General features: G+C 60.3%; 26 protein-coding genes. 17 read left to right on the forward strand and 9 right to left on the reverse strand.

Annotated elements, in window-relative coordinates; translation table 11 throughout:
• Positions 1 to 166: 166 nt before the first annotated feature.
• Positions 167 to 1,303, forward strand: coding sequence for an acyl-CoA dehydrogenase family protein (locus tag J2Y83_RS03805; protein WP_253393394.1), 1,137 nt, complete (start codon positions 167 to 169; stop codon positions 1,301 to 1,303).
• A 114-nt stretch (positions 1,304 to 1,417) separates the two neighbouring features.
• On the opposite strand, the gene J2Y83_RS03810 is transcribed toward J2Y83_RS03805, so the two are convergent.
• On the reverse strand, positions 1,418 to 2,458 hold the full coding sequence (locus tag J2Y83_RS03810; RefSeq protein ID WP_253393395.1) for an NADP(H)-dependent aldo-keto reductase: 1,041 nt from the start codon (positions 2,456 to 2,458) through the stop codon (positions 1,418 to 1,420).
• Between the two features lie 248 nt (positions 2,459 to 2,706).
• Between J2Y83_RS03810 and rplM the strand changes: the two genes are divergently transcribed.
• From rplM to J2Y83_RS03850, 8 genes are all read left to right on the forward strand, one after another.
• Positions 2,707 to 3,135 carry a 50S ribosomal protein L13 gene (gene rplM / locus J2Y83_RS03815; RefSeq protein WP_010568039.1) on the forward strand — a complete coding sequence of 143 codons (429 nt, stop codon included), beginning with the start codon at positions 2,707 to 2,709 and terminating at the stop codon, positions 3,133 to 3,135.
• A gap of 14 nt (positions 3,136 to 3,149) precedes the next feature.
• On the forward strand, positions 3,150 to 3,542 hold the full coding sequence (gene rpsI, locus J2Y83_RS03820) for a 30S ribosomal protein S9 (protein WP_003216038.1): 393 nt from the start codon (positions 3,150 to 3,152) through the stop codon (positions 3,540 to 3,542).
• Positions 3,543 to 3,808: 266 nt separating this feature from the next.
• The gene (gene petA / locus J2Y83_RS03825; RefSeq protein WP_247395492.1) at positions 3,809 to 4,402 is read left to right on the forward strand and encodes a ubiquinol-cytochrome c reductase iron-sulfur subunit; all 594 of its coding nucleotides are present in this window, start codon (positions 3,809 to 3,811) and stop codon (positions 4,400 to 4,402) included.
• Positions 4,402 to 5,613: a cytochrome b gene (locus tag J2Y83_RS03830; RefSeq protein WP_017845421.1), complete on the forward strand. Its 1,212-nt coding sequence runs from the start codon at positions 4,402 to 4,404 to the stop codon at positions 5,611 to 5,613. Before petA ends, J2Y83_RS03830 begins: the two co-directional genes overlap by 1 nt.
• A complete protein-coding gene (locus J2Y83_RS03835) occupies positions 5,613 to 6,392 on the forward strand; it encodes a cytochrome c1 (RefSeq protein WP_253393396.1) in 780 nt (259 codons plus the stop codon). Before J2Y83_RS03830 ends, J2Y83_RS03835 begins: the two co-directional genes overlap by 1 nt.
• 146 nt (positions 6,393 to 6,538) lie before the next feature.
• The gene (locus J2Y83_RS03840) at positions 6,539 to 7,156 is read left to right on the forward strand and encodes a glutathione S-transferase N-terminal domain-containing protein (RefSeq protein WP_247395490.1); all 618 of its coding nucleotides are present in this window, start codon (positions 6,539 to 6,541) and stop codon (positions 7,154 to 7,156) included.
• A 17-nt stretch (positions 7,157 to 7,173) separates the two neighbouring features.
• Positions 7,174 to 7,593, forward strand: coding sequence for a ClpXP protease specificity-enhancing factor (locus tag J2Y83_RS03845; protein WP_247395489.1), 420 nt, complete (start codon positions 7,174 to 7,176; stop codon positions 7,591 to 7,593).
• A gap of 158 nt (positions 7,594 to 7,751) precedes the next feature.
• Entirely contained in the window at positions 7,752 to 8,501 is a 750-nt protein-coding gene (locus J2Y83_RS03850; RefSeq protein WP_253393397.1) for a FadR/GntR family transcriptional regulator, read from the forward strand.
• Here J2Y83_RS03850 and J2Y83_RS03855 read toward each other — a convergent pair.
• Entirely contained in the window at positions 8,498 to 8,692 is a 195-nt protein-coding gene (locus J2Y83_RS03855) for a hypothetical protein (protein WP_253393398.1), read from the reverse strand. The genes J2Y83_RS03850 and J2Y83_RS03855 overlap by 4 nt on opposite strands.
• Positions 8,693 to 8,808: 116 nt before the next feature.
• Complete coding sequence (locus J2Y83_RS03860; RefSeq protein ID WP_253393399.1) at positions 8,809 to 9,171, reverse strand: hypothetical protein; 363 nt, start codon at positions 9,169 to 9,171, stop codon at positions 8,809 to 8,811.
• 407 nt (positions 9,172 to 9,578) lie between these two features.
• Here J2Y83_RS03860 and kdgD point away from each other — a divergent pair, with 407 nt between their 5' ends.
• The 5 genes from kdgD (at position 9,579) to J2Y83_RS03885 (ending at position 16,219) form a co-directional block, all read left to right on the forward strand.
• Positions 9,579 to 10,490, forward strand: coding sequence for a 5-dehydro-4-deoxyglucarate dehydratase (kdgD, locus tag J2Y83_RS03865; RefSeq protein ID WP_017845414.1), 912 nt, complete (start codon positions 9,579 to 9,581; stop codon positions 10,488 to 10,490).
• A 54-nt stretch (positions 10,491 to 10,544) separates the two neighbouring features.
• Entirely contained in the window at positions 10,545 to 11,990 is a 1,446-nt protein-coding gene (locus tag J2Y83_RS03870) for an aldehyde dehydrogenase family protein (protein ID WP_253393400.1), read from the forward strand.
• Positions 11,991 to 12,159: 169 nt separating this feature from the next.
• Positions 12,160 to 13,524, forward strand: a complete 1,365-nt coding sequence (locus J2Y83_RS03875; protein ID WP_253393401.1) for an MFS transporter — start codon at positions 12,160 to 12,162, stop codon at positions 13,522 to 13,524.
• A gap of 12 nt (positions 13,525 to 13,536) precedes the next feature.
• Positions 13,537 to 15,090 carry a galactarate dehydratase gene (gene garD, locus J2Y83_RS03880; RefSeq protein WP_253393402.1) on the forward strand — a complete coding sequence of 518 codons (1,554 nt, stop codon included), beginning with the start codon at positions 13,537 to 13,539 and terminating at the stop codon, positions 15,088 to 15,090.
• 187 nt (positions 15,091 to 15,277) lie between these two features.
• On the forward strand, positions 15,278 to 16,219 hold the full coding sequence (locus J2Y83_RS03885) for an AEC family transporter (protein ID WP_253393403.1): 942 nt from the start codon (positions 15,278 to 15,280) through the stop codon (positions 16,217 to 16,219).
• Between the two features lie 23 nt (positions 16,220 to 16,242).
• Here J2Y83_RS03885 and J2Y83_RS03890 read toward each other — a convergent pair whose 3' ends face one another.
• The 6 genes from J2Y83_RS03890 to gatC form a co-directional block, all read right to left on the reverse strand.
• Positions 16,243 to 16,626 carry a carboxymuconolactone decarboxylase family protein gene (locus J2Y83_RS03890; protein ID WP_253393404.1) on the reverse strand — a complete coding sequence of 128 codons (384 nt, stop codon included), beginning with the start codon at positions 16,624 to 16,626 and terminating at the stop codon, positions 16,243 to 16,245.
• The gene (locus J2Y83_RS03895; protein WP_253393405.1) at positions 16,623 to 17,669 is read right to left on the reverse strand and encodes a calcium/sodium antiporter; all 1,047 of its coding nucleotides are present in this window, start codon (positions 17,667 to 17,669) and stop codon (positions 16,623 to 16,625) included. Before J2Y83_RS03895 ends, J2Y83_RS03890 begins: the two co-directional genes overlap by 4 nt.
• 58 nt (positions 17,670 to 17,727) lie before the next feature.
• Positions 17,728 to 18,099, reverse strand: coding sequence for a septal ring lytic transglycosylase RlpA family protein (locus tag J2Y83_RS03900; RefSeq protein WP_253393406.1), 372 nt, complete (start codon positions 18,097 to 18,099; stop codon positions 17,728 to 17,730).
• Positions 18,100 to 18,258: 159 nt separating this feature from the next.
• The gene (gene gatB / locus J2Y83_RS03905; protein WP_253393407.1) at positions 18,259 to 19,704 is read right to left on the reverse strand and encodes an Asp-tRNA(Asn)/Glu-tRNA(Gln) amidotransferase subunit GatB; all 1,446 of its coding nucleotides are present in this window, start codon (positions 19,702 to 19,704) and stop codon (positions 18,259 to 18,261) included.
• A 10-nt stretch (positions 19,705 to 19,714) separates the two neighbouring features.
• Positions 19,715 to 21,166 (reverse strand): Asp-tRNA(Asn)/Glu-tRNA(Gln) amidotransferase subunit GatA, encoded by a 1,452-nt coding sequence (gatA, locus tag J2Y83_RS03910; RefSeq protein ID WP_253393408.1) that lies wholly within the window; start codon positions 21,164 to 21,166, stop codon positions 19,715 to 19,717.
• Positions 21,167 to 21,182: 16 nt separating this feature from the next.
• Positions 21,183 to 21,470: an Asp-tRNA(Asn)/Glu-tRNA(Gln) amidotransferase subunit GatC gene (gene gatC, locus J2Y83_RS03915; protein WP_253393409.1), complete on the reverse strand. Its 288-nt coding sequence runs from the start codon at positions 21,468 to 21,470 to the stop codon at positions 21,183 to 21,185.
• Positions 21,471 to 21,680: 210 nt separating this feature from the next.
• Here gatC and mreB point away from each other — a divergent pair, with 210 nt between their 5' ends.
• The 3 genes from mreB to mreD all read left to right on the forward strand — a co-directional run bounded on the left by mreB (position 21,681) and on the right by mreD (position 24,462).
• Positions 21,681 to 22,718, forward strand: coding sequence for a rod shape-determining protein MreB (gene mreB / locus J2Y83_RS03920; RefSeq protein WP_002555108.1), 1,038 nt, complete (start codon positions 21,681 to 21,683; stop codon positions 22,716 to 22,718).
• A gap of 140 nt (positions 22,719 to 22,858) precedes the next feature.
• Positions 22,859 to 23,974 (forward strand): rod shape-determining protein MreC, encoded by a 1,116-nt coding sequence (gene mreC / locus J2Y83_RS03925; protein WP_307513648.1) that lies wholly within the window; start codon positions 22,859 to 22,861, stop codon positions 23,972 to 23,974.
• Entirely contained in the window at positions 23,974 to 24,462 is a 489-nt protein-coding gene (gene mreD, locus J2Y83_RS03930; protein ID WP_253393411.1) for a rod shape-determining protein MreD, read from the forward strand. Before mreC ends, mreD begins: the two co-directional genes overlap by 1 nt.
• The last annotated feature ends 34 nt before the right edge of the window (positions 24,463 to 24,496 follow it).

A 24,496-nucleotide genomic window follows, 5' to 3' on the forward strand; every position in this document is an offset into this window, starting at 1 on the left:
GCGTGGAGATTTGGTTAGACATAATTTCATTTATTCTTATAGGGGAAAGTGGTCACCAGACGGCTGGATCGTCTTATTTTTTGTCGCATGTGTCCAGTGTCCCGTGACGTCGTCGGGGCATAGGCTCTGTGGTTCGTCTTTGTCCGACAATCCACGCAGGTGACCCATGATCCCCAGAACCTTGTTCAGCCCGGAACACGAGCTCTTCCGCCAGAGCGTGCGCACCTTCCTTGAAAAAGACGCCGCGCCGTTCCATGCGCAATGGGAGAAGCAGGGCTATATCGACCGCGCGCTGTGGAACAAGGCCGGCGAGGCGGGGATGTTGTGTTCCCATCTGCCGGAGGAGTACGGCGGCCTGGGCGCGGACTTTCTCTACAGCGCGGTGGTGATCGAAGAAATCAGCCGCCTGGGCCTGACCGGCATCGGTTTCTCCCTGCATTCGGACATTGTCGCGCCGTACATCCTGCATTACGGCAGTGAGGCGTTGAAGCACAAATACCTGCCCCAATTGATCTCCGGCGAGAAGGTCACGGCCATCGCCATGACCGAGCCGGGCGCCGGTTCCGACCTGCAAGGGGTCAAGACCACTGCGGTGCTGGACGGCGATGAGTATGTGATCAACGGCTCCAAGACCTTCATCACCAACGGCTTTCTCGCCGATCTGGTGATCGTGGTCGCCAAGACCGACCCCAAGGCCGGCGCCAAGGGCACCAGCCTGTTCCTGGTGGAGGCCGCCACGCCGGGCTTCGACAAGGGCAAGCGCCTGGAGAAAGTCGGCATGAAGGCCCAGGACACCTCTGAGTTGTTCTTCCAGGATGTCCGTGTACCCAAGGAAAACCTGCTGGGCCAGGCGGGCATGGGCTTTGCCTATTTGATGCAGGAGTTGCCTCAGGAGCGCCTGACCGTGGCGATTGGTGCGCTGTCGTCAGCCGAAGCGGCGTTGCAATGGACGCTCGACTACACCCGTGAGCGCAAGGCGTTTGGCAAGGCGATTGCCGATTTCCAGAACACCCGCTTCAAATTGGCGGAGATGGCCACCGAGATCCAGATCGGCCGCGTGTTCGTCGACAAATGCCTGGCGTTGCACCTGGAGGGCAAGCTCGACGTGCCCACCGCCGCGATGGCCAAGTACTGGGCCACGGACCTGCAATGCAAGGTGCTCGACGAGTGCGTGCAATTGCATGGCGGCTACGGCTTCATGTGGGAATACCCGATCGCCCGCGCCTGGGCGGATGCGCGGGTGCAGCGGATTTATGCGGGGACCAACGAGATCATGAAGGAGATTATTGCGCGGGCGCTTTGATTCCGGTGGTGTGGCTGAGGGCCTCATCGGGGGCAAGCCCCCTTCCACACTTAGACTTGTGAACTCGGTCAACTGTGGGAGGGGGCTTGCCCCCGATAGCGGTCTAGAGATCAATCAAGGTGCTGGATTAGGATGATCCTTCTGAATCGCCTCAATCCCCTCCAGCACCTCTTTCGACAGTTTCAGGTCAGCGCTGGCAAGGTTGCTGTCCAGTTGCTCAAGCGTCGTCGCACCAATGATGTTGCTGGTCACGAACGCCTGCTGCGTAACGAACGCCAACGCCATCTGCGCCGGGTCCAGGCCGTGTTCGCGGGCCAGTGCCACATAACGGCTGCACGCCGCTTCCGACTGCGGGTTGAAGTAGCGGCTGAAGCGGCTGTATTCCGTCAGGCGGGCTTTTGCCGGGCGTGCGCCGCCTTCGTATTTGCCGCTGAGCATGCCGAACGCCAGGGGCGAATAAGCCAGCAAGCCACACTGTTCGCGAATCGCGATTTCCGCCAGGCCCACTTCAAAGCTGCGGTTGAGCAGGTTGTAGGGGTTCTGGATCGACACTGCGCGGGTCCAGCCACGGGCTTCGGCCAGGGCGAGGAATTTCATGGTGCCCCATGGTGTTTCGTTGGACAGGCCGATGTGGCGGATCTTGCCGGCCTTCACTTGCGCGTCGAGCGCTTCGAGGGTTTCCTCCAGCGGCGTCAGGTCGTCTTCGTCCTTGTGCTTGTAGCCCAACTGGCCGAAGAAGTTGGTGCTGCGCTCCGGCCAATGCAACTGGTAGAGGTCGATCCAGTCGGTCTGCAGGCGCTTGAGGCTGGCATCCAGGGCGTCGACGATGTGCTTGCGGTTGTGGCGCGGGTGGCCGCCGCGGATGTAATCGATGGTATTGCCGGGGCCGGCGATCTTGCTGGCGAGAATCCAGTCGGCCCGGTCGCCGTGGCTTTTGAAGTAATTACCGATGTAACGCTCGGTGGTGGCATAGGTATCGGCCTTGGGCGGTACCGGATACATTTCTGCCGTGTCGAGGAAGTTGATCCCCGCGGCCTTGGCCCGTTCGATCTGTGCGAAGGCCTCTGCCTCGCTGTTCTGCTCGCCCCAGGTCATGGTGCCCAAGGCTATCGCGCTTACGTTCAGATCGGTACGGCCCAGCTGTCGATAATCCATCGGATGCTCCTTTGGGGAAAACAATCATAAAAGCAGGTTGAATTTTTTTTCGCAATCTGCATAATTGCCCACCTCTTTCTGCAGTGGAAGTGATGCGCCGCCTGCCGAAGAATCTTGCCGTTGAACGGACGCGCCGACCCGAGCCCCCGATAGCGTCTGTATCCGGCTGCCTTTGACTTGTCAAAGTACGCACTATTCAGTAAGATCCGCCGTCTAATTTACAGGGCGGCCCCTGAGGCTATTAAAGAATGACAACTTTTACTGCAAAACCGGAAACAGTTCAGCGCGACTGGTTTGTCGTCGACGCCGCTGGTCAGACTCTGGGTCGTCTGGCCACTGAAGTCGCCAGCCGTCTGCGTGGCAAGCACAAGCCTGAATACACCCCTCACGTTGACACCGGTGACTACATCGTGATCATCAACGCTGAGCAGGTACGTGTTACCGGCAACAAAGCGCAAGACAAAATGTACTACCGTCACTCCGGTTTCCCAGGCGGCATCAAGTCTTCTAATTTCGAAGGTCTGATCGCCAAGAAGCCTGAGGCCCCGATTGAAATCGCGGTTAAAGGCATGCTGCCGAAGGGCCCACTGGGTCGCGATATGTTTCGCAAGCTGAAAGTCTATGCGGGCGCTGCTCACCCTCATGCTGCTCAGCAGCCCCAAGAACTGAAGTTTTAACGGAATAGTTCATTATGTCGGCGACTCAAAATTACGGCACTGGCCGTCGCAAAACCGCAACCGCACGCGTTTTCCTGCGTCCGGGCACTGGTAATATCTCGATCAACAACCGCACTCTGGAAAATTTCTTCGGCCGCGAAACTGCCCGTATGGTAGTTCGTCAGCCGCTGGAACTGACCGAGACCGTTGAAAAGTTCGACATCTACGTCACCGTTATCGGTGGCGGTGTAAGTGGTCAAGCTGGCGCAATCCGCCACGGTATCACTCGCGCTCTGATGCAGTACGACGAAACCCTGCGTGGCGCTCTGCGCAAAGCTGGCTTCGTGACTCGTGATGCCCGTGAAGTTGAACGTAAGAAAGTCGGTCTGCGTAAAGCGCGTAAGCGTCCGCAGTACTCGAAGCGTTAATTCGCTTTACGTTCCACAAAAACGCCCAGCCTCCTCACGGAGCTGGGCGTTTTTTATTGCCTGCGATTTATGTATAAATTTCGGCGTGACAACTTGCCACAGCCGTAGACCCCCTATACTACAAGGCTTGGAGCTAGAGCTCCGGGTAATTCCCTTGTCAGGGGTGGGGCTTTTCATTACCATTCGGCAAAATTTTTATAAGTTCAGATTTAATACTTAGTAGACGCCTGATTTAACAGGCCAAAAAGCTGATGGGAGAGGACTGAATGAGCAATGACGGCGTGAATGCAGGCCGGCGTCGCTTCTTGGTAGCAGCCACATCCGTGGTGGGTGCTGCAGGAGCGGTGGGGGCTGCGGTCCCGTTCGTGGGGTCATGGTTTCCCAGTGCCAAGGCGAAAGCCGCAGGTGCACCGGTGAAAGTGAATATTGGCAAGATTGAACCAGGCCAGCAGATGATTGCTGAGTGGCGCGGTCAGCCGGTCTTCATTGTTCGTCGAACGGAGGAAATCCTGGGAAATCTGAAAAAGATCGAAGGCCAGTTGTCTGACCCAAAATCTGAGTTTTCCGACCAACCCGCCTACGCCAAAAACGAAGCACGTTCGATCAAGCCAGAGATTCTGCTGCTGGTCGGTCTGTGTACCCACTTGGGATGCTCACCTACTTTCCGCCCCGAAGTGGCGCCAGTCGACCTGGGCAAGGATTGGGTCGGCGGCTATTTCTGCCCCTGCCACGGTTCGCACTACGACCTGGCCGGCCGCGTCTACAAATCGCAACCTGCTCCACTGAACCTGCCCGTGCCTCCGCATAACTACGAATCTGACGACATCATTGTCATTGGCCTCGATAAGGAGAACGCGTGATGAGTAAGTTCATGGATTGGGTCGATGCGCGCTTCCCCGCCACCAAAATGTGGGAAGACCATCTCAGCAAGTATTACGCGCCAAAAAACTTCAACTTCTTCTACTTCTTCGGCTCCCTGGCACTGCTGGTGCTGGTCAATCAGATCGTCACTGGCGTCTGGCTGACCATGAGCTACACCCCGTCGGCGGAGGAGGCGTTCGCTTCCGTCGAATACATCATGCGTGACGTCGAGTACGGCTCGATCCTGCGCCTGCTGCACTCCACCGGCGCCTCGGCGTTCTTCATCGTGGTCTACCTGCATATGTTCCGTGGTTTGCTCTACGGTTCGTACCAGAAGCCGCGTGAGCTGGTGTGGGTGTTCGGCATGCTGATCTACCTGGCGCTGATGGCTGAAGCCTTCATGGGCTACCTGCTGCCTTGGGGCCAGATGTCGTACTGGGGCGCCCAGGTGATCATCTCGCTGTTCGGCGCGATCCCGGTGATCGGCAACGACCTGACCCAGTGGATTCGTGGTGACTACCTGATTTCGGGCATCACCCTGAACCGCTTCTTCGCCTTGCACGTGGTGGCCTTGCCGATCGTGATTCTCGGTTTGGTGGTGCTGCACATCCTGGCGCTGCACGAAGTGGGTTCGAACAACCCCGATGGTGTGGACATCAAGAAGCACAAGGACGAGAACGGCATCCCGCTGGATGGCATTCCGTTCCACCCGTACTACACCGTAAAAGATATCGTCGGTGTCGTCGTGTTCCTGTTCGTGTTCTGCTCGATCGTGTTCTTTTTCCCGGAGATGGGTGGTTATTTCCTGGAAAAACCTAACTTCGAACAGGCCAACGCCTTCAAGACGCCTGTGCATATTGCCCCGGTCTGGTACTTCACGCCGTTCTACGCGATCTTGCGGGCGATCCCCGACAAGCTCATGGGCGTGATCGCCATGGGCGCGGCCATCGCGGTGCTGTTCGTGCTGCCGTGGCTCGACCGAAGCCCGGTCAAGTCCATGCGCTACAAGGGCTGGCTGAGCAAGATCTGGCTGTGGGTGTTCTGCATTGCGTTCGTGATCCTGGGTGTACTGGGTGTACTGGCGCCGACTCCTGAGCGCACGTTGCTGTCGCAGGTCTGCACCTTCCTGTACTTCGCCTACTTCATTCTGATGCCGTTCTATACCCGGCTAGAGAAGACCAAACCGGTTCCGGAAAGGGTGACTGGCTGATGAAAAAATTATTCGTTGCATTGATGCTTGCGGCGCTGCCGCTACTGTCCTTCGCTTCCGAGCAAGGCCCCGAGTTGGAAAAAGTCGCTATCGACGTGTCTGACAAAGCGGCCATGCAGGACGGCGCTCGCACGTTTGCCAACTATTGCATGGGTTGCCACAGCGCCAAGTTCCAGCGTTACGAGCGTGTTGCCGATGACCTGGGCATCCCGCACGAGGTGATGCTCGACAAGCTGGTGTTCACCGGCGCCAAGATTGGCGACCACATGAACATCGGCATGCAAACGGCGGACGCCAAGGCCTGGTTCGGCGCTGCGCCGCCCGACCTGACCCTGGTGGCGCGGGTTCGCGGCACCGATTGGCTCTACGGCTATCTGAAATCCTTCTATGAAGACCCTGCACGTCCATGGGGCGTGAACAACGTGGTGTTCCCGAACGTCGGTATGCCTAACGTTCTGGTCGGCCTGCAGGGCCGCCAAGTGATAGGATGCAAGCAGGTTCAGGTAGTCGATGGCGGCAAGAAGCAATTTGACCCGTTGACCGGCACGCCGCTGACACATGAAGCGTGCGATCAACTGACCATCGTGCCCAAGTCCGGCGCGCTGAACGAAGAGCAGTTCGACGAGAAGGTCAAGAATCTCGTGACCTTCCTGGCCTACTCGGCCAACCCGGTCAAACTGCAGCACCAGCGCATTGGTACGTATGTCTTGCTGTACCTGGCTTTCTTCTTCGTATTCGCTTATCTGCTCAAGCGCGAATACTGGAAGGATGTGCATTGATCCAACCGTAAGCAATTGCTGTTAATCTTGCGCGCCCAGCGGCATCTCTAACCCGTAGCGACCTGGTCATCAGGTACTACTGAGATGCTCTCTGGGCGCGCTCGTTTTTGAGCTTTCGATAATTTCAACAAGCGAGGAGGACCGCCATGGGCGTGACCAATCGGTTGGCCTGTTACTCCGACCCCGCCGACCACTATTCCCACCGAGTACGCATCGTGCTCGCAGAGAAGGGTGTCAGCGCCGAGATCATCAGTGTGGAGGTGGGTCGTCACCCGCCGAAACTGATCGAAGTGAACCCTTACGGCAGCTTGCCCACCCTGGTCGATCGTGACCTGGCGTTGTGGGAGTCAACCGTGGTGATGGAATATCTGGATGAGCGTTACCCGCATCCGCCTTTGCTGCCGGTGTACCCGGTGGCGCGTGCCAACAGCCGCCTGCTGATCCATCGGATTCAGCGCGACTGGTGTGGGCTGGTGGATTTGATTCTGGATTCGCGCAGCAAAGAGGCGGCCCGTGTCGTGGCGCGCAAGGAATTGCGCGAGAGCCTGACGGGTGTTTCGCCACTGTTCGCCGACAAGCCTTTTTTCCTCAGCGAGGAACAAAGCTTGGTGGATTGCTGCCTATTACCCATACTCTGGCGCTTGCCGATTTTGGGCATTGAACTGCCGCGGCCGGCCAAGCCGCTGCTTGATTACATGGAGCGCCAGTTTGCGCGTGAGGCTTTCCAGACGAGTCTGTCTGGTGTCGAGCGCGATATGCGCTAAGGCTTAAGGAGCCGTTGATGAACTCCAGTCGACCCTACCTGGTTCGCGCGCTCTATGAGTGGATTGTGGACAACGATTGCACCCCGCACATGCTGGTCAATTCCGAGTTTCCTGCGGTTCAGGTTCCGCAGGGTTTTGCCAGTGACGGGCAGATTGTGCTGAACGTATCGCCGAGTGCGGTGCGCCACCTGCACATGGACAACGAAGCCGTCAGCTTCGAAGGGCGTTTCGGCGGTGTGCCGCATACGCTGTACGTGCCGATTGGCGCCATCCTCGGGATTTACGCCCGGGAAAATGGTCAAGGCATGGTGTTCGATCTGGAGTCGCCTTTCGAGGATGACGACGCGATCGAAGGGGAAGACGACGATGAAGTGCCACCACCGGATACCGAGCCACCGCGTCCAAGCGGCCGGCCCAGTCTGAAAGTGGTGAAGTAAGCGGCTGTTGCCTTCGGGCGAGCCTGAAAAATGCCTCGGCGGTTGCCGGGGCATTTTTTTGCCTGGTCGTCGTAGATGAAAGACATGCCGGGGACGGTGATCGTACAACCGCCATGGGCTATGATGCGTGTTCAGTTCACCGAGAAAGATGACCCAACATGGAAAACACCAACACCGCCCCGCGTTTTCCCCGCAAGCGCCGCAGCCTTGCCCAGGAATTGGTCACGGTGTTGTCCGAGCAGATCCGCGACGGCCAACTCAAGCGTGGCGACAAATTGCCCACCGAATCGGCGATCATGGAGGCCCATGGCGTCAGCCGCACGGTGGTGCGTGAAGCCATCTCGCGCTTGCAGGCGGCGGGGCAGGTGGAAACCCGCCACGGTATCGGCACCTTTGTGTTGGATACGCCAAGCCCCAGCGGCTTTCGCATCGACCCGGCCACCGTCGTGACCCTGCGTGACGTGCTGGCGATCCTGGAACTGCGTATCAGCCTGGAAGTGGAGTCTGCGGGCCTGGCCGCGTTGCGCCGCAGCGACGAACAACTGGCCGGCATGCGAGCCGCCCTCGACGCCTTGAATGAAAGCGCCGCCCATGCTGGCGATGCGGTAGCGTCGGACTTCCAGTTCCACCTGCAGATTGCCCTGTCCACCGGCAACCGCTACTTCACCGACATCATGACGCACCTGGGCACCAGCATCATTCCGCGAACCCGCCTGAACTCGGCGCGCCTGGCCCATGACGACCAGCAGCACTACATGAAGCGCTTGAGCCGCGAACACGAAGAAATCTATGAAGCGATCGCGCGCCAGGATTCGGATGCGGCGCGGGCGGCGATGCGCTTGCATCTGACCAACAGTCGCGAGCGGCTGCGCCATGCTCACGAAGAAGCAGAGGCGCAGCGGGGTTAAGAGTAGATCTCGACCTCGAGCACCACATCGGTGATGGGTTCGTCAAGATCGAACGGGACGCTGAGAAAGCGGTTAATCACCTCGTATTGGGTATCGGCACCTTCAAATTTGAGAATATCTCCCTTGTAAATCACGCCATCGAAGGTGATCTGCTTTTTTTGGCCGTCCGGCATGTTGAGGTCGTATTTCATGGCCTTTACACCTCAGTGTTGGAAGTTGGCGTTCTGATTGATCCGCTTTGACCGTCATACGGAAACTGCCGTGAGCGGCGTGTTTTGTGCCCACGACGAGAGCGATGCAGCCTGCGTCACGGCAAGACTTTTATGCTGAGCGGCTCAGAATAGGATCTCCCCGATTCGCCGCTTATCGCGTATCGCACCTCCACCGTTTGGTTGATGAATGTCTTCAAGCTGTCGGAAGAAATATCGACCGTGAGATTTCGTTCTTTCACGTAGTCTTCCGTGTCGGGGTCGTACTGTCCGGCGTTCTTTTTCTTGCCTTCGGCTTCCGGGGACTCGGGGTCCGGTCCGACGATGATAGATACCTGAGCGCTTGCGGGAACCTCATTGAGTTCGGGGATGGAAAACTCTATTCGTGCGCCGCTTGCCAGGCTGACTTGAGCGGTGCTAGAAGAGGCGCCGCCGGCAAGGCTCGGGGCTTCAATGGTCATGATTGAGTGCTCCTTTGCACGGAAACCAGAGAGCCTGGCTCCTTTGCAGCGTTATCCCCTTCGTTGAGCATCGGCATAACTGTTAAAAATAACAGTCACGATAAACGGTACGGCTCACGCGGGCGTATTGGGTTTGTGATCCTTCAGCAGCAAGTCCGAACGCCCCCCCGCCAATCACTTGTCCAGTACTGGTCATTTACGTCCTTGTGTCGCCTTCAGATCCGGCACCTACAACCGCGCCTTGAGGGTGGCCAAGGCCCGCACGGCACAGGTGCGCCGCATCCAGTGTGCTGATGGCCGATGAATTGCAGTTGACGAAATATTTTATAGTTGTACGATGACGTATGACATAAGCAAAACCAACAACAACCTTTCGCCAGAAAGTCTTTGCCCAGGGTGTTCGAATAATGAATCCACAAGAACTGAAGTCCATCCTCTCCCACGGTCTGCTGTCTTTCCCCGTGACCGATTTCAACGCCCAGGGTGATTTTCACCAGGCCGGCTATATCAAACGTCTGGAGTGGCTGGCCCCCTACGGTGCCACGGCGCTGTTCGCTGCCGGCGGCACCGGTGAGTTTTTCTCCCTGGCCGCCAGTGAATATTCCCAGGTTGTGAAGACGGCAGTGGATACCTGCGCCACCAGCGTGCCGATCCTCGCCGGTGTCGGCGGTTCGACCCGTCAGGCCATCGAATACGCTCAGGAAGCCGAGCGCCTCGGTGCCAAAGGCTTGCTGCTGCTGCCGCACTACCTGACCGAAGCCAGCCAGGACGGGGTTGCCGCCCACGTGGAAGCGGTGTGCAAGTCGGTCAAGATCGGCGTGGTTGTCTACAACCGCAACGTCTGCCGCCTGACTGCACCCTTGCTGGAGCGCCTGGCCGAACGTTGCCCGAACCTGATCGGCTACAAGGACGGCCTGGGTGACATCGAATTGATGGTGTCGATCCGCCGTCGTCTGGGCGACCGTTTCAGCTACCTGGGTGGCTTGCCGACTGCAGAGGTTTACGCCGCTGCCTACAAGGCCCTGGGCGTGCCGGTGTACTCCTCGGCGGTGTTCAACTTCATCCCGAAAACCGCGATGGACTTCTATCACGCCATCGCCCGTGACGATCACGCCACTGTTGGCAAGATCATCGATGACTTCTTCCTGCCGTACCTGGACATCCGCAACCGCAAGGCCGGCTATGCGGTGAGCATCGTCAAGGCCGGCGCCAAAATCGTCGGCTACGACGCAGGCCCGGTACGCACGCCTCTGACCGACCTGCTGCCGGAAGAATATGAAGCCCTGGCCGCGCTGATCGACAAGCAAGGTCCGCAATAACTTATCTATAAGGCCGCTGAGCAATCAGCGGCCTTTTGCGTCAGGAGAAGATTCGTGTCCCAAGCCAAACGTTTTGAGAACTACATCAACGGCCAATGGGTGGCCGGCGCTGATTATTGCGTCAACCTCAACCCGTCGGAGTTGTCCGATGTCGTCGGCGAATATGCCAAGGCGGATGTCGCCCAGGTCAACGCCGCTATCGATGCCGCCCGCGCCGCGTTCCCGGCCTGGTCGACTTCCGGCATCCAGGCCCGCCACGACGCGCTGGATAAAGTCGGCAGCGAAATCCTCGCCCGCCGCGAAGAGCTTGGCACGCTGCTGGCTCGGGAAGAGGGCAAGACCCTGCCTGAAGCCATTGGCGAAGTGACCCGCGCCGGGAATATTTTCAAGTTCTTCGCCGGTGAGTGCCTGCGCCTGTCCGGCGACTACGTGCCGTCGGTGCGACCGGGCGTCAATGTCGAAGTCACCCGCGAAGCCCTCGGCGTGGTCGGCCTGATCACCCCGTGGAACTTCCCGATTGCCATCCCCGCGTGGAAAATCGCCCCGGCCCTGGCCTACGGCAACTGCGTGGTGATCAAGCCGGCGGAGCTGGTGCCGGGCTGCGCCTGGGCCCTGGCGGAAATCATCTCCCGCGCCGGTTTCCCCGCCGGTGTGTTCAACCTGGTGATGGGCAGCGGGCGTGTGGTCGGCGAGGTGTTGGTCAACAGCCCGAAAGTCGACGGCATCAGCTTCACCGGCTCGGTCGGTGTGGGGCGTCAGATCGCGGTCAGCTGTGTCTCGCGCCAAGCCAAGGTGCAGTTGGAAATGGGCGGCAAGAACCCGCAGATCATTCTCGATGACGCCGACCTCAAACAGGCCGTCGAGTTATCGGTGCAGAGCGCGTTCTATTCCACCGGCCAACGTTGCACCGCCTCCAGCCGCTTGATCGTGACGGCCGGCATTCATGACCAGTTCGTCGCGGCCATGGCCGAGCGCATGCAGTCGATCAAGGTCGGCCACGCGTTGAAAAGCGGCACCGACATCGGCCCGGTCGTCTCCCAAGCCCAGTTGGATCAGGATTTGAAATACATCGACATCGGCCAGAGTGAAGGTGCGCGGCTGGTGAGTGGCGGCGGCCTGGTGACCTGCGACACCGAGGGCTACTACCTGGCGCCGACGCTGTTTGCCGACAGCGAAGCCGCCATGCGGATCAGCCGCGAAGAGATCTTCGGCCCGGTGGCCAACGTGGTGCGCGTGGCGGACTACGAGGCGGCGCTGGCCATGGCCAACGACACCGAGTTCGGTTTGTCGGCGGGCATCGCCACCACCTCGCTGAAATACGCCAACCACTTCAAGCGCCACTCCCAGGCCGGGATGGTGATGGTCAACCTGCCGACGGCTGGTGTGGACTATCACGTTCCGTTCGGCGGCCGTAAGGGCTCGTCCTATGGTTCGCGTGAGCAAGGTCGCTATGCGCAAGAGTTCTACACCGTGGTGAAAACCAGCTACATCGGCTCGTAACACTGTAGGAGCGAGCTTGCTCGCGAAAAATCTCAACGAATACGCAGGCATTCAGGGCGCGCGCGGTGCCTTTGAGTTTTTCGCGAGCAAGCTCGCTCCTACAGGGGCGGCGTCCGGCAACACATAAATATCACCCGCAAAAAAAAATAATTAGTGGGAGTACTTCTACATGCAAGCGACCAAGCCGACCCATGTCCGCTATTTGATCCTGCTCATGCTGTTCCTGGTGACTACGATCAATTACGCCGACCGGGCCACCATCGCGATCGCGGGTTCCAGCCTGCAAAAAGACCTCGGCATCGACGCGGTCACCCTCGGTTACATCTTCTCTGCATTCGGTTGGGCCTACGTGGCCGGGCAAATTCCCGGCGGCTGGCTGCTCGATCGGTTCGGCTCGAAAAAAATCTATGCCCTGAGCATTTTCACCTGGTCACTGTTCACCGTGCTGCAAGGCTACGTCGGTGAGTTCGGTATCTCCACGGCGGTCGTGGCGCTGTTTATGCTGCGCTTTATGGTCGGCCTGGCCGAAGCGCCGTCCTTCCCGGGCAATGCACGGATTGTGGCCGCCTGGTTCCCCACCGCCGAACGCGGTACGGCCTCGGCGATCTTCAACTCGGCGCAGTACTTCGCCACGGTGCTGTTCGCGCCGCTGATGGGCTGGATCGTCTACAGCTTCGGCTGGCAGCACGTGTTTATCGTGATGGGCGTGATCGGCGTTGTTTTCTCACTGATCTGGCTGAAAGTTATCCACAGCCCGCGCCAGCACCCGATGATCAACGAAGCCGAGTTCAATCACATCGCGGCCAACGGTGCGTTGGTCGATATGGATCAGGACAAGGGCAAGGGTAAGAAAACCGACGGCCCGAAGTGGGATTACATCCGCCAGTTGCTGACCAACCGCATGATGCTCGGCGTGTACCTGGGCCAGTACTGCATCAACGGCATCACGTACTTCTTCCTGACCTGGTTCCCGGTGTACCTAGTGCAGGACCGTGGCATGACCATTCTCAAGGCCGGTTTCATTGCCTCGTTGCCAGCGATCTGCGGGTTTATCGGCGGTGTGTTGGGCGGGGTGATATCCGACTACCTGCTGCGCAAAGGCCATTCCCTGACCTTCGCCCGCAAGGCGCCGATCATTGGCGGCCTGCTGATCTCCAGCAGCATCGTGGCCTGCAACTATGTGGATATCGAGTGGATGGTGGTGGGCTTCATGGCCTTGGCCTTCTTCGGCAAAGGCGTTGGCGCACTGGGTTGGGCGGTGGTGTCCGACACGTCGCCGAAACAAATCGCTGGCCTCAGTGGCGGCCTGTTCAACACCTTCGGTAACCTGGCGTCGATCACCACGCCGATTGTCATCGGCTACATCATCAGCACCACCGGTTCGTTCAAATGGGCGCTGGTGTTTGTCGGCGCGAATGCGCTGGTGGCGGTGTTCAGTTACCTGGTGATTGTCGGCCCGATCAAACGCGTGGTGCTCAAAGAGCCGCCAAGCCAAGGGCCTGAGTTGACCCACCTTACCCAAGCGCATTCCTGAAGGGGCCGTGTGATGCAGTTGATTGAACATGCCGACTCGCCGCGCTCGATTCGTTTGCACGAGCGCGACAACGTGGTGATCGTGGTCAATGACCAGGGTGTACCGGCCGGGACCGAGTTCCCGGACGGTCTGGTGACCGTGGATTTCATTCCGCAAAGCCACAAAGTGACCCTCGAAGATATCCCCGAAGGCGGCCGGATTATTCGCTACGGCCAAACCATCGGTTACGCCCTGGCGCCGATCCCACGCGGCAGTTGGGTGCAGGAAGATCAACTGCGCATGCCCACCGCGCCGCCGTTGGACAGCTTGCCGCTGTCTACCGAGGTGCCTGAGGCCCAGGCGCCGCTGGAAGGGTTTACCTTCGAGGGCTATCGCAATGCCGACGGTACGGTCGGCACGCGCAATATCCTCGGCATCACCACCACGGTGCAGTGCGTCGCCGGTGTGCTGGACCATGCGGTCAAGCGCATCAAGGACGAATTGCTGCCCAAGTACCCGCATGTCGATGACGTGGTGGCGCTGACCCACAGCTACGGCTGCGGGGTGGCGATCACCGCGACGGATGCGTATATCCCGATCCGCACCGTGCGCAACCTGGCGCGCAACCCGAACCTGGGGGGCGAAGCCCTGGTGATCAGCCTGGGCTGCGAGAAATTGCAGGCCGGGCAGGTGATGCACGACAACGACAGTTCCGTCGACCTGAGCGAGCCGTGGCTGTATCGGCTGCAGGATTCCAGCCACGGGTTTAGCGAGATGATCGAGCAGATCATGGCCCTGGCTGAGGTGCGCCTGAAGAAACTCGACCAGCGCCGCCGGGAAACCGTGCCGGCGTCCGAGCTGATCCTGGGCATGCAGTGTGGCGGCAGCGATGCGTTTTCCGGCATCACCGCCAACCCGGCGCTGGGCTTCGCCTCGGACTTGTTGTTGCGGGCGGGGGCGACGGTGATGTTTTCCGAAGTTACCGAGGTGCGTGATGCCATCTACCTGCTGACTTCTCGTGCGCAAACCAAGGAAGTCGCCGAGGAACTGGTACGGGAAATGGACTGGTACGACCGTTATCTGGCCAAGGGCGAGGCGGATCGCAGTGCCAACACCACGCCGGGGAACAAGAAGGGCGGGTTGTCGAATATTGTCGAGAAGTCTCTGGGCTCCATCGTCAAGTCCGGCAGCAGCGCGATCAACGGGGTGCTCGGCCCGGGTGAGCGCTTCAAGGGCAAAGGCCTGATCTTTTGCGCCACGCCCGCCAGCGACTTCGTGTGCGGCACCTTGCAACTGGCGGCGGGGATGAACCTGCATGTGTTCACCACCGGGCGCGGCACGCCTTACGGGCTGGCGATGGCGCCGGTGGTGAAGGTCTCGACCCGCACGGAGCTGGCGCAGCGCTGGCCGGACCTGATCGATATCGACGCCGGGCGCATCGCCACCGGGCGCGCGACCATTGAGGAGTTGGGGTGGGAGTTGTTTCACTTCTACCTGGATGTGGCCAGCGGCAGGAAGCAGACGTGGGCGGAGCAGCACAAGCTGCATAACGACATTACGTTGTTCAATCCGGCGCCGATTACCTGAGACCGAGTCGCCTTCATCGGGGGCAAGTCGAATCGTCGCACCGCCCCTCCCACACTGAGTCTGCGTCAGACACACAACGAATGATATGTGGGAGGGGGCTTGCCCCCGATAGCGGTCTATCAGGCGCCATTGGGCCGTATGGCTTATCATTAGCCCCCTAACGACGCCCACCAAGGTTCTCCCCGGCATGCTGGCTATCTTCCTCACCACCCTCACCATCACCGCGCCGGTGTTTGCCATGTTGTTCCTCGGTGTGCTGCTCAAGCGCATCAACTGGATCAACGACAGCTTTATCCACACCGCATCGTCCCTGGTGTTCAACGTCACCATGCCGGCGCTGCTGTTTCTCGGCATTCTGCATGCCGACCTGCATTCGGCGCTCAAGCCGGGTTTGCTGATCTATTTCGCCGTCGCCACGCTGTTGAGCTTTGCGCTGGCCTGGGGCTGGGCGATTTTCCGCTGCAAGCGTGAAGACCGGGGCATCTACACCCAGGGCGCGTTTCGCGGTAACAACGGGGTGATCGGCCTGGCACTGGCGGCCAGTATGTACGGTGATTACGGCATCTCCCTCGGCGCGATCCTCGCGGCGTTGGTGATCCTGTTCTACAACACGCTGTCGACCATTGTGCTGGCGGTGTACAGTCCGGTGATCAAATCCGACCCGTGGAGCATCTGCAAAAGTGTGCTGGCCAACCCGCTGATCATCAGCGTGATTGCGGCCGCGCCGTTCGCCTATTTCCAGATCGGCTTGCCGGGCTGGCTGGAAAAATCCGCGCAGTACCTGGCCGACATGACTTTACCGTTGGCGCTGATCTGCATCGGCGGCACCTTGTCGCTGGCGGCGTTGCGCAAGAGCGGCAACATGGCGTTGAGTGCGAGCTTGATGAAGATGATCTGGCTGCCGGTGGTCGCCACGCTGGGGGCGTGGTTGCTCGGGTTTCGTGGGCCGGAATTGGGGATTCTGTTCCTGTACTTCGGCGCACCGACAGCGGCCGCGAGCTTTGTGATGGCCAGGGCGGCCGAGGGCAATCATGAGCTGGCGGCGGCGATTATCGTGATCACCACCTTGATGGCGGCGGTGACCACGAATATCGGGATCTTCGTGTTGCAGGCGGGTGGCTGGATCTGAATCTTGCGATCGCTATCTGAGCGTCACGGCTTGTCTGCCTGATACGCCTCAATCACTTCCTGCGCCGCCCGAAACGCCTCGATTGCCGCCGGCACACCGGCATACACCGCGCAATGCAGCAGCGCCTCGCGGATTTCCTCCACGGTGCAGCCATTGTTCAGCGCGCCGCGCACGTGGCCTTTGAGTTCCTGCGGGCACTTGAGCGCGGTGAGGGCGGCGAGGGTGATCAGGCTGCGTGTCTTCAGCGGCAAGCCGTCGCGGTTCCACACGCTGCCCCAGGCATGTTCGTTGACGAAGTCCTGCAGCGGCTGGGTGAATTCGGTCGCGTTGCCCAAGGCGCGGTCGACGAACGCATCGCCCATCACCTGACGACGCATTTCTACCCCTGGCTTTTTCTGATCGGTCATTGCGATTCCCTCTTGTGTTGGCGGCGCCAGGCTCGCAGCGTGCTGAACAACAGGAAAGCCACCAGCACTGGCAGGACGTAATACAGCATCAGTTGTTCGAGTTTGTTGGCCAACGGCATGCCGGTGGTGAATGCCATCACATGCAGCCCATACGCGAGGTACAGCCCCAGCAGCACCAGGCCTTCGGCACGGGTCACGCGGTAGCCGGAATAAAACATCGGCAGGCACAGCACTACCACGCCGAGCATCACCGGCAGGTCGAAATCCAGGGCATTGGGCGACACCGACAGCGGCGAGGGCGCGAGCAGTGCGGTCAGCCCCAGGACGCCCAGCAGGTTGAACAGGTTGCTGCCGATCACGTTACCCACGGCGATTTCCCGCTGGCCGCGCAGGGCTGCGATCAGCGAGGTGGCCAGGCACGGCAGCGAAGTGCCGACGCCAATCAGCGTCAAGCCGATGATGCGCTCCGACAGGCCCAGATCGCCCGCCACATCCACCGCCGCCCCCAGCAACAAATGCCCGGCCAGCACCAGCACCAGCAAGCCGCCGAACATCAGCAATACGCTGCTCAGCCAGGGCGCCTTGGCCACGGTGTCCAGCGTGCGCGGGCGACGTGAATGGCGGGTCTGGTAGTGCAGCACGCCGAGGTAGGCCAGCAAGGCCACCAGCAGCAGCGAACCGTCGAGCGGCGTCAGTTCTTCATTGGCCGCCAGGGTAAATACCAGCAGGCCGGCGAGGATCATCACCGGGATATCCAGGCGCACCAGTTGCCGCGAGACCCGCAGCGGAACGATCAGCGCCGACAGGCCCAGGGTGACGAGGATGTTGAAAATGCTGCTGCCGATCACGCTGCCCACCGCAATGTCGGTGTTGCCGGCCAGGGTGGCTTGCAGGCTGACGGTCATCTGCGGCGCACTGCTGCCGAAGGCGACGATCGTCAGGCCAATGATCAACGGCCGGACCTTGAGGCTGGCAGCCAGGCGCACGGCGGCGCGCACCAGGATTTCGGCGCCGACGATCAGCAACACCAGGCCGCTGATCAATTCGATCAGGCTCCAGGGCGAGAGGGCGGTTAATCCGTAAATGGCCAGGGCTCCGTCTTCAATTGCTCAGGGCTTGCACGCGCACCCGTGCGGTGCCGCTGCTCAGCATGCCCAGTTGCGCGGCGGCCTGGCGTGACAGATCGATCAGTCGCCCACGGGTGTGCGGGCCGCGATCATTGATGCGCACCACCACGGATTTGTCGGTATCGAGATTGGTCACCTTGACCTGCGTGCCAAAGGGCAGGCGCCGATGGGCGGCGGTCAGGGCGTTCTGGTTGAAGGGTTCACCGCTGGCGGTTTTTTTGCCATGGTGTTTGGCGCCGTAATAGGAGGCGGTGCCGGTTTCGTCGTAGCCGTTGGGGTCGATGAGGCCGCTGGCGCAACCGGCCAGCAAAGAGAACAGGGCTAAAAGGCCAAGTAAGCGCTTCATTATCAAGGTGCCCTCATCACAAATGTGGGAGGGGGCTTGCCCCCGATAGCGGAGTGTCAGTCACTACTGTTTTGACTGAATCACCGCTATCGGAGACAAGCCCCCTCCCACAGGAGGTCCGAGTCGAGCATGAAATCTCACTCGGACCGCTCATCGCTATCAGCCTTCGAGCTTGCTTTTCAGCAGTTCGTTCACCTGTTGCGGGTTGGCCTTGCCCTTGGAGGCTTTCATGGCCTGGCCGACAAAGAAGCCGAACATCTTGCCGCGCTTGGCTTCGTCTGCCGCGCGGTATTGTTCGACCTGTTCCGCGTTGGCCGCGAGCATTTCATCGAGCACGGCCGAGATGGCGCCGCTGTCGGTGACTTGCTTGAGGCCGCGCTTGTCGATGATCTCATCGGCATTGCCTTCACCGCCGGCCATGGCTTCGAACACGGTCTTGGCAATTTTGCCAGAGATGGTGTTGTCTTTGATGCGCAGCAGCATGCCGCCCAACTGCTCGGCCGAGACTGGCGCTTCGTCGATTTCCAGGCCCTGTTTGTTCAACAGGCTGCCCAGCTCCACCATCACCCAGTTGGCCGCCAGCTTGGCGTCACCGGCGATGCTCACGACTTTTTCGAAGTAGTCGGCTTGCTCACGGCTCGAAGCCAAGACGCTGGCGTCGTAGACCGACAGGCCGAACTGCGCCTGGAAGCGCTCGCGTTTCTGCGGCGGCAACTCCGGCAGGGTGGCGCGCACGTCATCGAGGAACGAATCCTCGATGACCACCGGCAACAGGTCCGGGTCGGGGAAGTAACGGTAGTCGTTGGCTTCCTCTTTGCTGCGCATGGCGCGGGTTTCGTCTTTGTTCGGGTCGTACAGGCGGGTTTGCTGGATCACCTTGCCGCCGTCTTCGATCAGTTCGATCTGGCGACGCACTTCGGTGTTGATCGCCTTCTCGATGAAACGGAACGAGTTGACGTTCTTGATCTCGCAGCGGGTGCCGTACTCGACCTGGCCCTTTGGCCGGACCGACACGTTGCAGTCGCAGCGCAGCGAGCCTTCGGCCATGTTGCCGTCGCAAATGCCCAGGTAACGCACCAGCGCGTGGATCGTCTTGACGTAGGCCACGGCTTCCTTGGCGTTGCGCATGTCCGGCTCGGACACGATCTCCAGCAGCGGCGTGCCGGCGCGGTTCAGGTCGATACCGGTGGCACCGTTGAACTCTTCATGCAGGCTCTTGCCGGCGTCCTCTTCCAAGTGCGCGCGGGTCACACCGACACGCTTGATGGTGCCGTCTTCCAGCGGGATGTCCAGGTAGCCCTTGCCGACAATCGGCAATTCCATCTGGCTGATCTGGTAGCCCTTGGGCAGGTCCGGGTAGAAGTAGTTCTTGCGTGCGAACACGTTATGCTGGCCGATCTCGGCGTCAATCGCCAGGCCGAACATCACCGCCATGCGCACCGCTTCCTGGTTCAGCACCGGCAACACACCGGGCATGCCCAGGTCTACCAGGCTCGCCTGGGTGTTGGGTTCTGCGCCGAACGTGGTGGCACTACCGGAGAAAATCTTCGATTGGGTGGCGAGCTGGGTATGAATCTCCAGCCCGATCACAACTTCCCATTGCATAGTGTTCTCCTCAGAAGCCGGTAGGGGTGCGAGTGTGCCAGTCAGTGTTCAACTGGTACTGGTGCGCCACATTGAGCAGGCGGCCTTCCTGGAAATACGGGGCAAGCAATTGCACGCCGACCGGCAGGCCATCGACGAAACCGGCGGGCATGGACAAGCCCGGCAAGCCCGCGAGGTTGGCGGTGATGGTGTACAGGTCTTCCAGGTACTCGGCGATCGGGTCGCCGGTCTTGGCGCCGATCTTCCAGGCCGGGTTCGGCGTGGTCGGGCCGAGGATCACGTCGACTTCTTCAAAGGCCGCCATGAAGTCGTTCTTGATCAGGCGACGGATTTTTTGCGCCTTGAGGTAGTACGCGTCGTAGTAACCGGCCGACAGGGCGTAGGCACCGACCATGATCCGACGCTGCACTTCGACACCGAAGCCTTCGCCACGGGAGCGTTTGTACAGGTCGTTGAGGTCTTTCGGGTTTTCGCAGCGGTAACCGAAACGCACACCGTCGAACCGCGACAGGTTGGAGGACGCTTCGGCCGGGGCGATCACGTAGTACGCCGGAATCGCGTGCTGGTTGTTCGGCAGGCTGATGGGCTTGATCACGGCGCCGAGCTTTTCCAGCTCCTTGACGCTGTTGTGGACCAGTTCGGCGATACGCGGGTCGAGGCCGGCGCTGAAATATTCTTTTGGCACGCCGATGCGCAGGCCTTTGAGCGAGGTGTTGAGGCTGGCGCTGTAGTCCGGCACCGGCTCATCGATGCAGGTGGAGTCCTTTGCGTCGAAGCCTGCCATACCTTGTAACAATATTGCACAGTCTTCGGCGGTGCGTGCCAGTGTGCCGCCCTGATCGAGGCTGGAGGCATAGGCGATCATGCCCCAGCGGGATACGCGACCGTAGGTCGGCTTCAGCCCGGTGAGGTTGGTGAACGCGGCGGGCTGGCGGATCGAGCCGCCGGTGTCGGTGGCCGTGGCCGCCGGCAGGAAGCGCGCGGCAACCGCCGCCGCCGAACCGCCGGATGAACCGCCTGGCACGCAGTCCAGGTTCCACGGGTTCTTCACCGCGCCGTAGTAGCTCGACTCGTTGGCCGAGCCCATGGCGAATTCGTCCATGTTGGTCTTGCCCAGGGTCACGGCCCCGGCGGCGGCCAGCTTGGACACCACGGTGGCGTCGTAGGGCGCCTTGAAGTTGTCGAGCATCTTCGAGCCGCAACTGGTGCGAATGCCCTGGGTGCAGAACAAGTCCTTGTGGGCGATCGGTGCGCCCAGCAGCGCGCCGTTCTCACCGTTGGCGCGACGTGCGTCGGCGGCCTTGGCCTGGCTCAAGGCCAGCTCCTCGGTGAGGCTGATGAAGCTGTTGACCTTGGGGTCAAGCGCGGTGATGCGCGCGAGCAAGGTCTTGGTCAGCTCTTCGGATGAAAACTTTTTGTCGGCGAGACCGCGGGCGATCTCGGCCAGAGTCATGTGATGCATGAAAGGCTCTTTCCCTTTAGTCGATGACTTTCGGAACCAGATACAGGCCGTTTTCGACCGCTGGCGCGATGGACTGGTAGGCCTCGCGATGATTGACTTCGGTCACGACGTCTGCGCGCAGGCGCTGGCTGGCTTCCAGCGGGTGAGCCAGGGGCTCGATGCCGTCGGTATTTACGGCCTGCATTTGGTCAACCAGCCCGAGAATGCTGTTCAGGGCTGCGGTGGTCTGTGGAAGATCGGCATCATTCAGGCCAAGCGAGGCCAGATGTGCGATTTTTTCCACGTCGGAGCGTTCAAGCGCCATGGGATTCTCCAGTGGAAAACAGAACGGAGGGCGTCCGTGTGTTAGATTGTCGGAACACTACCGCATTTCTACGGTCATATGGCCGCGATTGTGGGGGTTGGTGCGTAGAAAGTCGGCCAATTTAGCACATTGGCGCCTTGCCCAAAATCCCTGTCGTTGTTAGAGTTTGCCGCACTTTTTTACCCACGCGTTGCCTAGGGTCCTTTCCCCATGTTCAAGAAACTGCGTGGCATGTTTTCCAGCGATCTTTCCATTGACCTGGGCACTGCCAACACCCTTATTTACGTGCGCGAGCGCGGTATCGTCCTGAATGAGCCATCGGTTGTGGCTATTCGGACCCATGGTAATCAGAAAAGTGTCGTTGCCGTTGGCACCGAGGCCAAGCGCATGCTCGGCCGAACACCAGGCAATATCGCTGCCATTCGTCCGATGAAAGACGGCGTGATCGCCGACTTCAGTGTCTGCGAGAAGATGCTGCAGTACTTCATCAACAAGGTTCACGAAAACAGCTTTCTGCAGCCCAGCCCTCGTGTGCTGATCTGCGTGCCGTGCAAGTCCACCCAGGTGGAGCGTCGTGCCATCCGTGAATCGGCGCTTGGTGCCGGTGCCCGTGAAGTGTTCCTGATCGAAGAGCCAATGGCTGCTGCGATCGGTGCCGGCCTGCCGGTTGAAGAAGCGCGCGGTTCGATGGTGGTGGATATCGGTGGTGGTACCACTGAAATCGCCCTGATTTCCCTGAACGGTGTGGTGTATGCCGAATCCGTCCGTGTTGGCGGCGACCGCTTCGACGAAGCGATCATCACTTATGTGCGTCGCAACTACGGCAGCCTGATCGGCGAATCCACCGCCGAACGCATCAAGCAGGAAATCGGCACCGCTTATCCGGGCGGCGAAGTGCGCGAAGTCGATGTTCGCGGTCGCAACCTGGCCGAAGGCGTGCCACGTGCTTTCACCCTGAACTCCAATGAAGTGCTGGAAGCTCTGCAAGAGTCCCTGGCCACCATCGTTCAGGCGGTGAAGAGCGCCCTGGAGCAATCGCCGCCGGAGCTGGCTTCCGATATCGCCGAGCGTGGCCTGGTACTGACCGGTGGTGGCGCCTTGCTGCGCGACCTCGACAAGTTGCTGGCCCAGGAAACCGGTCTGCCGGTGATCGTCGCCGAAGACCCGCTGACCTGCGTCGCCCGTGGCGGTGGCCGTGCACTGGAAATGATGGATAAACACACCATGGACCTGCTCTCCAGCGAATAAGTGGTTGCTGGTAAGCCCATGTTTCGCCCACAGGCAGCACTTTGCAGTGCTGCCTGTTGGCGTTTATCTTCTTCAATCTGCATCCAGGCCGGTTAGATGCCGTATGAATAGAGAGAACATTTGCCTGGGAGGAGCGGCCTATTAAACCGCTTTTCGCCAAAGGCCCCTCATTGGGCGTGCGCTTATTGGTGCTGGTCGTGCTTTCGGTCGCGCTGATGGTGGTCGATGCCCGCTTTGCACTGCTCAAGCCCGTGCGTAGCCAGATGTCGCTGGTGTTGATGCAGACTTACTGGATCACCGACCTGCCGCAACGTCTCTACCAGGGCGTGGCCAGCCAATTCGGCAGCCGCACCGAGCTGGTCGCCGAGAACGAAAAACTCAAGACTGAAAACCTGCTGCTGCAGGGGCGCATGCAAAAGCTGGCGGCCCTCACCGAGCAGAACGTTCGGCTGCGCGAGTTGCTCAACTCCTCCGCGCTGGTCAACGAGAAGGTCGAAGTCGCCGAGTTGATCGGCATGGACCCCAACCCCTTTACCCATCGCATCATCATCAACAAGGGTGAACGCGACGGTGTGGTCCTTGGGCAGCCGGTACTCGACGCCCGTGGCCTGATGGGCCAGGTGGTCGAGTTGATGCCCTACACCTCGCGGGTATTGCTGCTGACGGACACCACCCACAGCATTCCGGTGCAGGTCAACCGCAACGGCCTGCGTGCGATTGCCAGCGGTACGGGTAACCCGGAGCGGCTGGAACTGCGGCATGTGGCCGACACGGCGGATATCAAGGAAGGCGACCTGCTGGTCAGTTCCGGCCTGGGCCAACGCTTCCCGGCGGGTTATCCGGTGGCGACGGTCAAGGAAGTGATCCACGACTCCGGCCAGCCCTTCGCTATCGTCCGCGCCGTGCCGACTGCCGCGCTGAACCGCAGCCGCTACCTGCTGCTGGTGTTCAGCGACAACCGCACCCCGGAAGAACGTGCCAACGACGCCGCTCAGGCTCAGGAAGCGGAAGACAAGCGTAACGGCACCGCGCCGATCATCCCGGCGACCGTGCCAAAACCTGCGCCGGCTACACCGCCTGCAACTGCGCCGGCGGCGGCTGCGCCCGTGGCCACGCCAGCCAAGCCGGTCGCTCACAGCACTCGCCCGGTGAAACCGGCGGCGACCAAACCGCCGGCCGCCCAGCCTGCTACCACGCCGCCCGCAGCGAAGCCGCCGGCCGCCGCCCCGGCAACCACGCGGCAGAGGGAGGAATAATGGCCGGTACTCATTCGCACAATGGCTGGATCGTCTGGCTGACCTTTGCCCTCGGCTTGTTGCTCAGCGTTTCGCCGCTGCCGCAGTTCATGGAAATCCTGCGCCCGCTCTGGCTGGCTTTGCTGCTGGCATTCTGGTCGCTGAACCTGCCGCATCAAGTGGGCATGGTCACGGCGATGTTTCTGGGCTTGGCGGAAGATGTGCTCTATGGCACCTTGCTGGGGCAGAACGCGTTGATCCTGACCCTGATCACTTTCCTGGTGCTCTCGTTGCAGCAGCGTCTGCGCATGTTCCCCATGTGGCAACAGTGCCTGGTGATCCTGGTGATCTTCGGCTTGGCGCAGTTGGTGCAGCTGTGGCTCAGTGCCTTGACCGGTAACCGACAGCCGACCTTGGCGCTGGTGTTGCCGGCCCTGGTCAGTGCGTTGCTGTGGCCGTGGGTCAGTTTCGGTCTGCGTGGGTTACGTCGTCGCTATAAAATCAATTGAATGGATTGCGAGGCTCTGCCTGGTTATCGAACCC

The sequence above is a fragment of the Pseudomonas marginalis genome (genome assembly GCF_024169655.1).
In the GTDB taxonomy this organism is placed as follows: Bacteria; Pseudomonadota; Gammaproteobacteria; order Pseudomonadales; family Pseudomonadaceae; genus Aquipseudomonas; species Aquipseudomonas paraveronii.

What these genes read in the sequence shown, in the direction of transcription:
- J2Y83_RS03850 (WP_253393397.1), top strand. Translation starts at nt 7,752, where the DNA reads ATGGAAAACACCAACACCGCCCCGCGTTTTCCCCGCAAGCGCCGCAGC.
- petA (WP_247395492.1), top strand. Translation starts at nt 3,809, where the DNA reads ATGAGCAATGACGGCGTGAATGCAGGCCGGCGTCGCTTCTTGGTAGCA.
- J2Y83_RS03900 (WP_253393406.1), bottom strand. Translation starts at nt 18,099, where the DNA reads ATGAAGCGCTTACTTGGCCTTTTAGCCCTGTTCTCTTTGCTGGCCGGT.
- mreB (WP_002555108.1), top strand. Translation starts at nt 21,681, where the DNA reads ATGTTCAAGAAACTGCGTGGCATGTTTTCCAGCGATCTTTCCATTGAC.
- J2Y83_RS03885 (WP_253393403.1), top strand. Translation starts at nt 15,278, where the DNA reads ATGCTGGCTATCTTCCTCACCACCCTCACCATCACCGCGCCGGTGTTT.
- J2Y83_RS03805 (WP_253393394.1), top strand. Translation starts at nt 167, where the DNA reads ATGATCCCCAGAACCTTGTTCAGCCCGGAACACGAGCTCTTCCGCCAG.
- gatB (WP_253393407.1), bottom strand. Translation starts at nt 19,704, where the DNA reads ATGCAATGGGAAGTTGTGATCGGGCTGGAGATTCATACCCAGCTCGCC.
- kdgD (WP_017845414.1), top strand. Translation starts at nt 9,579, where the DNA reads ATGAATCCACAAGAACTGAAGTCCATCCTCTCCCACGGTCTGCTGTCT.
- mreD (WP_253393411.1), top strand. Translation starts at nt 23,974, where the DNA reads ATGGCCGGTACTCATTCGCACAATGGCTGGATCGTCTGGCTGACCTTT.
- garD (WP_253393402.1), top strand. Translation starts at nt 13,537, where the DNA reads ATGCAGTTGATTGAACATGCCGACTCGCCGCGCTCGATTCGTTTGCAC.
- J2Y83_RS03860 (WP_253393399.1), bottom strand. Translation starts at nt 9,171, where the DNA reads ATGACCATTGAAGCCCCGAGCCTTGCCGGCGGCGCCTCTTCTAGCACC.
- rplM (WP_010568039.1), top strand. Translation starts at nt 2,707, where the DNA reads ATGACAACTTTTACTGCAAAACCGGAAACAGTTCAGCGCGACTGGTTT.
- J2Y83_RS03855 (WP_253393398.1), bottom strand. Translation starts at nt 8,692, where the DNA reads ATGAAATACGACCTCAACATGCCGGACGGCCAAAAAAAGCAGATCACC.
- J2Y83_RS03840 (WP_247395490.1), top strand. Translation starts at nt 6,539, where the DNA reads ATGGGCGTGACCAATCGGTTGGCCTGTTACTCCGACCCCGCCGACCAC.
- rpsI (WP_003216038.1), top strand. Translation starts at nt 3,150, where the DNA reads ATGTCGGCGACTCAAAATTACGGCACTGGCCGTCGCAAAACCGCAACC.
- J2Y83_RS03830 (WP_017845421.1), top strand. Translation starts at nt 4,402, where the DNA reads ATGAGTAAGTTCATGGATTGGGTCGATGCGCGCTTCCCCGCCACCAAA.
- J2Y83_RS03890 (WP_253393404.1), bottom strand. Translation starts at nt 16,626, where the DNA reads ATGACCGATCAGAAAAAGCCAGGGGTAGAAATGCGTCGTCAGGTGATG.
- gatC (WP_253393409.1), bottom strand. Translation starts at nt 21,470, where the DNA reads ATGGCGCTTGAACGCTCCGACGTGGAAAAAATCGCACATCTGGCCTCG.
- J2Y83_RS03835 (WP_253393396.1), top strand. Translation starts at nt 5,613, where the DNA reads ATGAAAAAATTATTCGTTGCATTGATGCTTGCGGCGCTGCCGCTACTG.
- J2Y83_RS03875 (WP_253393401.1), top strand. Translation starts at nt 12,160, where the DNA reads ATGCAAGCGACCAAGCCGACCCATGTCCGCTATTTGATCCTGCTCATG.
- gatA (WP_253393408.1), bottom strand. Translation starts at nt 21,166, where the DNA reads ATGCATCACATGACTCTGGCCGAGATCGCCCGCGGTCTCGCCGACAAA.
- J2Y83_RS03845 (WP_247395489.1), top strand. Translation starts at nt 7,174, where the DNA reads ATGAACTCCAGTCGACCCTACCTGGTTCGCGCGCTCTATGAGTGGATT.
- J2Y83_RS03810 (WP_253393395.1), bottom strand. Translation starts at nt 2,458, where the DNA reads ATGGATTATCGACAGCTGGGCCGTACCGATCTGAACGTAAGCGCGATA.